The following is a 3,170-nucleotide window of genomic DNA, read 5'->3' as shown; positions in this document are numbered from 1 at the left end:
GCCCCTAAGGTGAACGGTCGAGCATGTCGGTATAGATTCCCGGCTTGCTGTCGGGGATGACGGTCGCGCCGGAGCACTTCTCGTAGAAGCCGGTCGGGCCGGCCCCGCCGATGATCGCGTAGGCGTAACCCATCTCTCGCATAGCGTGGAGGCAGGCGAGGTAGAGCGCCTTGCCGACCCCCTTCCCTCGGTACGACTCCAGGACCCCCGTCGGGCCGAAGAACCCTCGGCGGGTACACTCGTGGCACGCGAAGCCTATGATCTTCTTCTCGTGCGTGGCGATGAAGGCCGTCCGCGGGTGCTGGTGGCAGCCGATCATCGCTTCATCGGCCCACAGTTCGGAGAAGTTCTCCAGCACGAACCGCCGGAGCGCCGAGGTCTCATAGGACGCTACGCGGCGTATGGTGATCCCCTCGTCCTTCAGCCGATCGATGCCCTCGCTGTCGTCAGGGAGATCGTACAGCTTCACAAGCATATCAGGCATTTCGTACTCCTACTCATGCTCATACTCTAGGCGGGGTTTCGGGCCGGCACGAGGCACGGCCACTACAGGGCAGATCGGGCGAAGCATTGGCGATCATCAAGGCAGGTCGGCACTCAGCCGTGGGCCAATGCTTAGCCCCTACAGGTCACTTGGATGTGTACCTCGCGGCGATCTGCCTCTCGCGGTCGGTGCCGGAGGCATACCGCTTCATCAGCCCGTCGAACCCCTTGAACATGTTCATCGCCGCGTCCTCGTACATCTTCATGACGGCCGCGCGCTTGTCAGGGGTCAGGTCCGAGTACCAGCCCGACGCATCGCGCGAAGCCCTCGTCCGACAGGCCTGGAAGGCGCGGAGCGCCTCGTCCGCGTAGTCTCTCTCATACCCGGCCCGCAGCTTCCTCCGCACCTCGGACAGCGACTCGAAAGGACTGCGCAGACCCGCCGGAAGTTCGACCTCCTCAGCGACCGCGGCTTCTCCCGATGCATTTGCCTCCGCGACTGCCCGAATCTCTTCCGACGGCCATCCGCCGGCCGTCACGATCTCGACGCGCGCGTTCTTCGGCAGTTTCTCGAAGGGAAGCACGACGCGGTCCACGGCATCAACCTTCCAAGCGCTCCCATTGACCTTGAGCGACTTGACAGCCGGGCCGCCGTTCTTCAGCGAGATCGTGATCCGCTTTTCGCCGAACCGGACAGGTTCCTTCTGGGAGTACTCAGCAATGCCGGGAGGAACGTGCGGGAAGAGGGTGAGGCTGTCGGCCTTGTAGACGTACTCGAAGAGGCCGCGCGCCGTCGCCGCCGGGATTCCGAGCGCGTCCCAGCAGAGGTTAGTCAGCCTGTCGTCGAACCAGACCTTCGCGCCGAAATCCTTGAGCGGCGCGTCCATCTGGTAGTCCTTCGCCAGCCGCTCGGAATGGAGCGCCGACCTGCGGACGTCATCGAACTCGCCAAGCCGGTAGTAGGCCATGATCGCGCGCGCCTCGACGGTTGACCATGCGCCGCCGTTGACCCACATGCCGTATGTCCACAGGCCCTCGTGATCTGTGCTTTCCCAGTTGTCGTACATGTCGTCGAGCGACGGGTAGTTCGTGATGATGAAGTCGTGCGGCCGGAGTTCCGGAATCGAAGCGATCTTCGCGTAGATCTTGCGCGACTGAGCGTGATCGGCCACCCGGAACGCCACCGCATCCACGTTTGCCACCGCCTCGAAGTAGCCGTACTTCTCCTGACCAAGGACGCCGTGCTTCGTGCCGTCGGTCTCGACGGACTTCACGAAGTACCCTTCGGGCGTTACGAGGCGCGAGAGAGAGCCGCGGGTTGCCCGGCGGCGCTCGTCGTAGAACGAGGCCTTGCTCGAATCGCCCACCAGCTTCTGGAGTTCGACCATGCGATCGAGGGCGGCCAGATAGGTGATGGACAGCCCGGCGAGATGCCCCTTACCGAAGGAGCCGTCCGCCTGCCTGATCCCGCCGTAGCTCGGCGCGAGCAGGTTCGCCGCCGGACCGACGAGGAACAGGTTGTTTTCGCGATCGCGCACCGACTCGATGAAGTCGCACGCCCGCTCCAGGTTCGGCAGATACTTGCGGGCGGCGTCCTTGTCGCGGCTGATGAGAAGAAGCTCCGCCTGCATGACCACTCCGGCCGCGGTGAACTCGAACCCCCAGTCGTGCATCCGCCAGTTGCCGTCGCCCTGGCGGTATATCGCTCCTTCCGGAGTCGCGCAGTCGCAGAGGCACCCTTCCGGCCCTATCAGCTCGGCAAACTGCGCGTAGCCGCCCTTCCTGCCGTCACCCTGGTTGTCGAACCACATATCCTGGGAGTGCTGAAGGAAGGTAAGCCAGGGCTCCCGCAGGAACGGCAGGGAGCAGTAGGTCGGCCCGTAGGAGTTCTGAATCCACCACGCCATCCAGGTCGGGAAGCCCTCGATAAGGCAGTCCCACTCGGGGTAGTAGAGCATCGAGATATTGGGCGTGTCCGGGTTCGGATGGAAGTAGCCGAAAGACCGGTCTATCAGCCGCAGGTACTCCGCATCACCCCTGCCGCTGCAGTACTCCCCTTTCAACTCGCCGCCGGAACCCGCATATGCCAGTGTGCCAACCATCGCCAGCAGAACTACCATCCTGTAGAGCATGTTGCCTTCTCCAAACGTATCGCCGGCTTCATATTCGGCGAGGATGGGGCGATTCCTTCGCGATGGATCAGGCGGGGGCGGCGCAGAGGTCGGCGAGAGCATCCTCGATAGTGGGGTACATCTTGAAATGATGCTCCAGCCGGGTGATGTGCATCAGCTTGGCGAATATGCCGTGGGAGCCGACGATCGCCAGGGCGCGTCCCGTCTCAGTCAGCCTGCGGTGGGCCGAGAGCAGGGTCTGAATGCCCGCGCTGTAGATGTAGGTCAGATCCTTGGCATCCAGAATGACAGGCCCCCTGCCCTTCTTCGTGGCTTCGGTAAGCGCTTTCGCGAGGTGCGAGACTGCCGGGATGTCTATCTCACCCGTCAGCTCGATCACCACCGCGCCGTTCAGCTTCTGAACGCGTATGGAGAACTCCTCAGCCTGCACGTCTTCGATCATTCGGTCCGCTCCATATCATATCGTCGCGAGACGTGTCATCAGACGACACCCGACACACTCAGTTCCTTCGCAGCCTCGTCGAGCGATCCCAGGACCGGGATGAACGTGTCCAC

The 3,170-nt window shown here is 63.0% G+C and carries 3 protein-coding genes; all 3 read right to left on the bottom strand.

All coding sequences use genetic code 11. The features are described 5' to 3' along the window. Positions 1 to 4 precede the first annotated feature (4 nt). On the bottom strand, positions 5 to 484 hold the full coding sequence (locus tag KBC96_15555; GenBank protein ID MBP6965810.1) for a GNAT family N-acetyltransferase: 480 nt from the start codon (positions 482 to 484) through the stop codon (positions 5 to 7). Between the two features lie 145 nt (positions 485 to 629). After that, the gene (locus KBC96_15550) at positions 630 to 2,615 is read right to left on the bottom strand and encodes a hypothetical protein (GenBank protein ID MBP6965809.1); all 1,986 of its coding nucleotides are present in this window, start codon (positions 2,613 to 2,615) and stop codon (positions 630 to 632) included. Between the two features lie 67 nt (positions 2,616 to 2,682). Further along, a complete protein-coding gene (locus KBC96_15545) occupies positions 2,683 to 3,057 on the bottom strand; it encodes an STAS domain-containing protein (protein MBP6965808.1) in 375 nt (124 codons plus the stop codon). Positions 3,058 to 3,170 lie beyond the last annotated feature (113 nt).

It is taken from the genome of Armatimonadota bacterium, from assembly GCA_017993055.1.
GTDB lineage: Bacteria > Armatimonadota > UBA5829 > DTJY01 > DTJY01 > JAGONM01.
Note: the sequence above shows the minus strand (reverse complement) of the source record. Positions and strands in the feature narration are given on the sequence as shown.